We start from the raw sequence: 208 nt of genomic DNA on the forward strand, positions 1-208 counted from the left end.
TTACGCACGCCGATTCACTCACACTGTTTTTTGCACACCATTGTTGATAGTTAACACACTCCGCTTCGGTTGCGCCGAGAATGGATTGCACTGTCGCATTGCTGCAACCCAAACGGTACATACCAATTTCGGTTGGCTGCGCGAATTGGATTTTGTCGAACACTATCCAATTGTGCGCTTCACCGCTAATTGCTTCCAACACTTGCTG

1 pseudogene is annotated in these 208 nt (G+C 48.1%); it reads right to left on the reverse strand.

From position 1 onward, the window contains the following. Positions 1–208: pseudogene (locus ACWA6V_RS10035) on the reverse strand (pectate lyase); the annotation flags it as partial.

It is taken from the genome of Cellvibrio sp. (genome assembly GCF_053579595.1).